The 7,779-nt window shown below is 28.6% G+C and carries 9 protein-coding genes; all 9 read right to left on the reverse strand.

All coding sequences use genetic code 11. The features are described 5' to 3' along the window. Positions 1-338: 338 nt before the first annotated feature. The 9 genes from BUC45_RS03650 to BUC45_RS03690 all read right to left on the reverse strand — a co-directional run bounded on the left by BUC45_RS03650 (position 339) and on the right by BUC45_RS03690 (position 7,758). Positions 339-524 (reverse strand): transposon-encoded TnpW family protein, encoded by a 186-nt coding sequence (locus BUC45_RS03650; RefSeq protein WP_035917427.1) that lies wholly within the window; start codon positions 522-524, stop codon positions 339-341. Positions 525-626: 102 nt separating this feature from the next. Further along, complete coding sequence (locus tag BUC45_RS03655; RefSeq protein WP_296970429.1) at positions 627-1,616, reverse strand: hypothetical protein; 990 nt, start codon at positions 1,614-1,616, stop codon at positions 627-629. Beyond that, positions 1,597-2,403, reverse strand: a complete 807-nt coding sequence (locus BUC45_RS03660) for a protein-ADP-ribose hydrolase (RefSeq protein WP_035917422.1) — start codon at positions 2,401-2,403, stop codon at positions 1,597-1,599. The genes BUC45_RS03655 and BUC45_RS03660 overlap by 20 nt, the downstream gene beginning before the upstream one ends. A 249-nt stretch (positions 2,404-2,652) precedes the next feature. Next, on the reverse strand, positions 2,653-3,252 hold the full coding sequence (locus BUC45_RS03665; RefSeq protein WP_035917419.1) for a response regulator transcription factor: 600 nt from the start codon (positions 3,250-3,252) through the stop codon (positions 2,653-2,655). After that, positions 3,233-4,366: a hypothetical protein gene (locus BUC45_RS03670; protein ID WP_296970431.1), complete on the reverse strand. Its 1,134-nt coding sequence runs from the start codon at positions 4,364-4,366 to the stop codon at positions 3,233-3,235. Before BUC45_RS03670 ends, BUC45_RS03665 begins: the two co-directional genes overlap by 20 nt. A gap of 182 nt (positions 4,367-4,548) precedes the next feature. After that, positions 4,549-5,178, reverse strand: a complete 630-nt coding sequence (locus BUC45_RS03675; protein WP_296970433.1) for a hypothetical protein — start codon at positions 5,176-5,178, stop codon at positions 4,549-4,551. Continuing rightward, a complete protein-coding gene (locus BUC45_RS03680) occupies positions 5,175-5,879 on the reverse strand; it encodes a hypothetical protein (protein WP_035917409.1) in 705 nt (234 codons plus the stop codon). Before BUC45_RS03680 ends, BUC45_RS03675 begins: the two co-directional genes overlap by 4 nt. Further along, positions 5,876-6,544: an ABC transporter ATP-binding protein gene (locus tag BUC45_RS03685; RefSeq protein WP_035917444.1), complete on the reverse strand. Its 669-nt coding sequence runs from the start codon at positions 6,542-6,544 to the stop codon at positions 5,876-5,878. The genes BUC45_RS03680 and BUC45_RS03685 overlap by 4 nt, the downstream gene beginning before the upstream one ends. After that, on the reverse strand, positions 6,544-7,758 hold the full coding sequence (locus BUC45_RS03690) for a radical SAM protein (protein WP_296970435.1): 1,215 nt from the start codon (positions 7,756-7,758) through the stop codon (positions 6,544-6,546). Before BUC45_RS03690 ends, BUC45_RS03685 begins: the two co-directional genes overlap by 1 nt. Positions 7,759-7,779 lie beyond the last annotated feature (21 nt).

Here is a 7,779-nt window from a genome sequence, read left to right on the forward strand (position 1 = left end):
AAAAGAGACACAGCTTTGGTTAGAAAAGCAATAATTTTTTTACCTTAACTAGAGGAATTTTGGATTAAAATATAGGGGAATATTCACTTGACAAATACACTACCTATATAACACATGTCTTAATTTTCTTAAAATTTATCTCTAATATAACTAATCTTTATCAAATTAGTTTCATATTTTTTTGCAACATCTTTGAATATTTTTTCTTGAATAGAAATTGCATGAATCAATTATCATTCCTCTTCGTTAAGCTTACCAAACACTTTCTTCAAATACTTAATTTAGTTTGTACACTTTATACGAATTACTTACCCTTGTTATTGCTTGTAAAGGACTTTTTAATCAAAATCATCTTTTTTTTCGTTCGATTTTCTCCTAAGCTCCCTCAGCATAATTCTTGTCAGTTTATCTTGCATTGTTTCAGTTGAGTTCTCATTGAAGTGAACAACAACCTCATAGTTGGTCTTTCCAATCTTTCTCTTTGTGCTAACGCCTTTTTTATCCGTATCTTTCAGTTCTTCCATAAATTCTCCTTTCCTCGTTTTTGAATTTTTGACACAAAAAAGAGAAGTACCGACTTTTAGCCTTCACTTCTCAAAAATGATTTTTCTAAATATAAAATTATTTTATTTCATAATTTTCTCTAAAACATCTCCTATATCCCCATATATACATACACATCTATCTTCAATTTCTTTTGGGTAATAGGCTTCTCCATAGTTGACACACGCATACACCGCTTTTTCATTTTCCATTGTCATCTGCCAAAAAGGATATTTTATAATAATTGGTGTATTTGCTCCCACTCCCAATTCTAAAAACAAGGTATATTTGTCTTTATGTGTTTGAAGAAATTTATAATAAGTTTCAGATACTTTGTGCCAGCCTTCATCTTCTAAAAAGGAATCATCCGCTCTGAGATTTGTCGTTACATCCGAATTATCATCAGGACATTTAGGAATGAAATTTGTAGGAATTCGCATAGATATTCTTCTATTATCAGGAAGAGTGAATACTCCATTAATATCTTTTACAAAGCCTTGTACCTCCATCGCTCTCATCACCCACTGCTCGTTATCATATGTTTTTTTGATTTCGGGATTTACACTTTGAAATAATCCATAATCTCCCTGAGTGTAAAATAATCTCTTTTTATCAAATCCCGCTCTTTGGAATTGATGGTCAACATTCGTCGTAATGACAAAGTAATTTTTGTTTTTCAAAAGAGAAAGCAGCTTTGTATAAACAGGTTTGGGAGGATCAACATATCTGTTGAAATAGATGTGTCTTGCCCACCATGCCCATTTTGTTTCATTGTCGGGAAACGGGTAAAACCCACCTGAATACATATCGTTTATTCCATATTTTTCTATGAAATCAAAGAAATACTGTTCAAATCGATCTCCATTATAAGTCAAGCCGGCAGAAGTGGATAAGCCTGCACCGGCACCAACGACAATGGCTTCCGCATTTTGAATTTCATTTCTTAAAATCTCAATTTGTTCTTCTCCTGTAGCTTTTCCGACAGATACGCTTTTGCTAAAACACCTTACTCCAATTAAACCTTTCTGAATTGTTTCTCTGTAACCATCTTTTTTATCGTAATAATTCTTCATAGTACATCTTGTCCTCATCTTTATAAACATTGAAAATTAGCCTTTCCATTGAATTAGGATGCAGTAGTAACCACTTTTCGACTGTTTCTACAGCAATCTGTGCTGCTCTTTTATTCGGAAAGCGAAATACGCCGGTTGATATACAACAAAATGCCACACTTTTAAGTCCATTTTCCAAGCACATATCCAATGTATTTGTATAACAATCTGCCAAGTTTTTTTCTAAATCTGCCGTAAGACTACCGGAGATGATCGGACCGACAATGTGAACTACCTTCTTTGCAGGAAGATTATATGCGTCTGTAAGCATAGGAATTGCGGTAGGTTGTTCATAATTTCTTCCATATTTTTCTCTTAGTTTCTCCATCTGATGATTACATTCCTCCCTTAGCTGTACTCCTGCAAAGGTGTGAATTTGATTATCTATACAAGTGTGCATAGGCACAAAACATCCCAACATTTGTGAATTAGCCGCATTAACGATCGCATCTACTTCAAGCCTCGTGATGTCTCCTTGCCAAATAGATAGATTGTTTTTAGTAACAGGAATTTCCGACAGTTTTACAATACCTTTTTCCATAACACAAAATGATAAGTATTCATCTTGCACTTTTATTACTTGATCTGACATTTTTTTCGGCATTCGAACATTCATAAGGGAGCGGAGAATATTCTGTTTCTCGCTTATATTATCCGGAATTTCTATGTTCTTATATCTATCAGAGTCTGCTTTAAACTCCTCTAAAAGATAGTTTAATCTTTGCTCTTGTAATTTGTTATTATTCATAATTTTACCTCCACCCCCCATTAATTATATTTTACAACCTGTTCATGACAAATGATATTAATTTTACCTTAAAACACTAATTCAAAAATTTTTATTTTATGACTTAATGGGAATATCTATAATCTTATCTGATATCCCACAAAAATCAGAATCAATGGCTTATGATTATCAATATTTAACTATGTTTTTTAATATAATAAATTTAAAATTACTTTTAATAAAAACAGAATATTTAGTAATTTTTTTAAATTACATTAAAGGTTCTATATATCCCAATTTTATAGCTTTATTATAAGCTTCTACTGTATTAGAAACCTCAAGTTTATCATAAATATTTTGAATATGATTATATAGAGTCCTTTCACTTATAAAAAGTTCTTTTGCAAGTTCTTTCTTTGTCTTTCCTGTACATATACTTTTCAATACGTCAACTTCTCTATTTGTCAAAGAGGATTCTTTTCTTATAGTTTTCACAACTTTGTTATTAGTAACTTGTCTAAGCCTATTTACAAGCTGACTAATCTCTATTGATTTATTTATAAAATCAGCAGCTCCTTTTTCATAAGCTTTTTCTTTATAAATAGGCATATCATATGATGATAAAATCACTACTTTTGAATTGATATTATCTTCTTTTAATTTATCTAAAATTTCAAACCCATTAAGACTAGAAGCATCTTTTAAATTTATATCTAAAAGAATTATATCATATTGATATGTCCTAAGAGCGTTATAAAAATGCTTTTCGATATCCACAAAATCACAAACATCTACTTCTTCAAATTCTTTCAATGCTCTAGTTAAACTTTCACCTAATAACTTATGATCATCAAATAAAAGGATTTTCATTAATTAAACTCTCCTTTTCTAAATTTATTTCTGTTTTTAAAATACCATCTTGATAGGAATAATGCATTTCACCTTTATTTCTATTAATTAAAAGCTTTAAAATCAAAATTCCACCCATTGATTTGTCAATATTTTCATAGTCTTTTTGACTTGCTCCGTCGCTTTCGCAAAATATCGTAATATTTCCATTACTTTGTTTCATTTCAAAATTTATATATGTACCTTCTGAATGTTTATACACATTATTTATAAGCTCCTTTGAAATCTGCATGATAACTTTTTGGGATTCCTTATTTTTTATGTTTTCCGGCATTATCCAATTTAACTCCAATTGTTTCATCGGATAAAGATTTTTTATAGATAAAATCATATTCTCAAAGTTTTCTCTAAAGGAAAAATAATTAAAGAGATTTGAAGAATAAAAGTTCATTATTTGTCTAATTTTATTTTCTAAATCAGTCAGTATTTTCATTGAATACTTTATGTCCGGTTCATTTAACTCTAAAAGAGTCTTACTTGCTTTTATGTCTTGTATAATTTCATCATGTAGTAGACTTGAAAATTCATTTCGTTCTCTCTCTAGATATACTGTCAAAGTATAAAATGATTCCATTTTTTTCTGAGAAACTTCCATCGACTCGACATTTATTAGTAGTAGTAACATAAATATCACCATTACAACATGCATAAATACATTTATTAAAATTGTATCCAATTCTAATAAATATGCTATAAATGTTAAAAAAACTACTACAACAGGAATTAATTTTATACTATTTGACTTCGATATCGAAAGTATATTAATTTGTCGTATATGCTTATATTCATAATGTTTCTTTGTATTCAGAAAAACCGCTACTATAACAAAAATCAATGTTTCAAAACGAAGATTGAAAGAATATAAGATTGTAGCAACTATCAATAATATCCAACACAAGAAATCCATCCAATAAAACTTTTTCAACCCAAATACAAAAAGCAATATAATGTAAACAAACATTGAAATTGTAATATATACATAATTTTGTTTCAAAACTAATGATGCTACAAATATGGTTAAGGGAATAAATCCATATTCCCTTAACACATTCTCTTGTCGTTCTTTCATCTGCACAAAGTTTACATATAACTTGTTTAAGAACAGATAATAAATTGACATTGAAAGCAAATTAATAAGAGCCTGGTTTGATATATAAGCCTTCGCTTTATACGACCAGGCCCAAAGAACAACTATAAACATATAAACTATAATATATATATTTCTCCTGCTTTTACTTTTTCGCAATTTCTATCACCTCAATAATAAGCTGATGTTATCCTTTCTTTTGTCGTAGCTTTATATAACAATGTTATAAGAACTAATGCTAAAATATATTTTACTCCATAAATGAACAATCTTTCAATCATCGCTATCTCTAAAATAAAAGTTACCATATAGAACAGACTCACCCAAAAAGTTACCATTCTAAATCGGTTCATATTTTTAATATACATAAAAGCTGTGTTTATAATTATACCACATATAAACGTATAAACATAATAATCCGCTATATTTAACAAGTTTATATCATCTAAAAGAATTATTGCACCCACTATCAAAGGCAACAACAAAATAGTAGTTGCTAAATATAAAGTTAACGAATTGATGATTATAATTTTTTTTACACTTACACCATTCGCTAAAAGCCATTCTACTTTTTTGCTTATCTTTTCCATCTGCAATAAACTTTTACTAAGTTCATTTGCAAACACAATAAACAAAAATACATATCCTTTTAATATGACTGAAGTTCTGGTATATAATAAAGAATTGGCATTATTATCAGCTGTCAATATTGGTAATATTCCAAATCCTAAAGCTATTAGTGTCATAAATATGAAATTTGAATTAATCACTTTTTTTACATTCAGCTTAACTATATTCATACCCATTCACCTTTCGTTTTCAACACTTTCTCATTATTTAGTTCTTTTATTTTTATCATTCCTAAAATTAACAGAAATGCAAAAATACAAACATTAAATACTACTAATCCATGTATAATATCGATATTCACTGACACTAAAAACTTTACTATTTCTTTAGAAAACATTCCTGTCATATAAATTACAATAAAAGTTCCAAAAAATATAATGTTTTTAAATAGCTTATTTTTCCTTGCAGAAAAAGATATCACATTGAAGAAATAAATTTCTCCATAAGCGAGTAAAGCTGTTGTAATATAAAAGACTACCATCTCCATAAAATTATAATTAAAATCTAACGATACATAGAACACTAAAAATATAAAAAATGGTATTATGCTCGCTACTCTTAACATCTGAATGGTGTAAGAGTTAATGATATTTTTTATCTTTATTCCCGATGACATAAAAAATTCTAATCGGTTACTTAACTTATCTTTTACTGTTAAATCAACTATCATTGAATTAGCAACTATTAATGTACTCCCTAAAATCAAAACATACATAAGCAATGTTAATTCCGGTACACTTTTTTGTTTTAAAAATCCTGAATATAATCCAAAACATACAAATACAAATAGGATTATCACAACACATAAATTAACGATTGTATCCTTGCTCTTTAAAATGCAATAAATTGCAGCTTTCTTTAAATTCCTCATTTTTTTGTACCTGCCTTAATAAAAATATCTTCTAGTGATCTACCTTTAATTTCATCATGACTTAAATTTAGAATAAGATTTCCATTTTCAATCATAGATATATAATCTGCTATTTTTTCAACTTCTGATAAATCATGTGAAGTTATAACGATTGTCTTCCCACTAAGTTTCAATTCATTAATTATTTTTCGTATCTCTACTCTCGAAATTGGATCTACACCTGATGTTACCTCATCCAGATAAATTATTCCTCTGTCCATTAAAATGACTATTAACAAAGAAAGTTTTCTTTTCATCCCTTTTGAATAAGTTGAAACTCTTTTTTCCAAGTGCTCTTTCAAGTTTAAAATTTCTGCATAAGTTTCATAATTAACAAGTTTATAGCCAAAATATAAACCGAATATTTTTAAATTTTCAATTCCTGATTTATCTTCATATAAATAGTCATTTTCTAACAACATTGCATGATTTGTTTTCACAACAACACTGCCATTATCTATATCGTATAAACCTGTCAATATCCTTAACAATGTAGTCTTGCCTGAACCATTCGGACCAATAATTGCATGTATTGAATTTTCTTTTATAGACAAACTGAAATTGTTAAATAAGACATGGTTACCGAAGGCTTTACTTATATTTTCTATGCTTATAATATCATTCATCATATTACCATCTCCTTGAATTCTTTAGGAACTCTATTTATATACCATAGACAATCTTTAAAGTTGTTCTCTTTTGCTGCCGTAAGTCCTCTTATTATGCAATAACTACAAAAATATTTACTTTTACAATTTTTACACTCTTCACTATCATACGAAGGTGCAGGAATTTTTCTGATCATATTTAAAATCTTATATTTTTTAGTATAAATATCCCCTATATTATCTTTAAAAACATTTCCAAAAGACTTTATTATTGTTTCATCATCCATAGCACAAAATTTTATATTCCCACTAGGTGTTATAGATGGATTGGATGTAAATGCTCCACAATTACTTAAGTTAGGATCCCCATCTTTTACTTGATATAAAAATCCTTCACCATATTTTTTATTAATTGTCGAAATAGTTTCTGCACATTTAGTCATATCTGTTTCTGTTTTTAATAAAATATTGTGTTCATCTTCTAAATCAGATCTACCCATAGGAGTTATTGAAGATAAGCCATAGCAGTCTATCCCTACACTATGAACCCAATCAGCAATATTTACTAATTGATTTAAGTTCTGAGGTGTTATCATAGTAACTACTCTCATCATAATTTTCATATTATGAATACGTTGAATAGTTTTCTTAATTCTATCCGAAATGTTGTCTATCTTTGTTCCCATAAACCAATTTATATAGTCATCATTATCTCCGTGTAAATCTATTTGTACTACAGTTTTATCTTTATTTTTCTCTATTAACTCAAATAATTCTTCATTCCAAAACAACCCATTTGACAAAATACTAACCAAATTATAATTAAGACTATATGCACATTTTAGAATGTCTAAAAAATGAGGATGACAAGTAACTTCTCCACCTGTAAATTCAACGACTCTTGTTCCAGCTGTTCTTGCATCTTTCAGCATTTTTTTAATATCATCTGTATTATCTATAAACTTATTATGACAAGAATAATTTCCATAACAGTGCAAACATTTTGCATTGCACTGATGCGTAATCTCTACAGATATAGCTGATGGATATTGCGTCTGACCAGTTCCAAGCACTGGAACTTCAACTTTATTAGCTTTTTCAATACATTCAATAATTATACCATAATTGTTCTGTAAAGACTCTAAAAAATCATTTAGAGCTTTTTGCTTTGTGACCTTTTTTATTCTCAACCATAATTTTACAGCTATATTTTCTCCATTTAATACGCTCAAAAAAGGTTTTTATTAGGTCAA

This window comes from Tepidanaerobacter sp. EBM-38 (assembly GCA_001896545.1).
Lineage (GTDB): Bacteria > Bacillota > Thermosediminibacteria > Thermosediminibacterales > Tepidanaerobacteraceae > Tepidanaerobacter.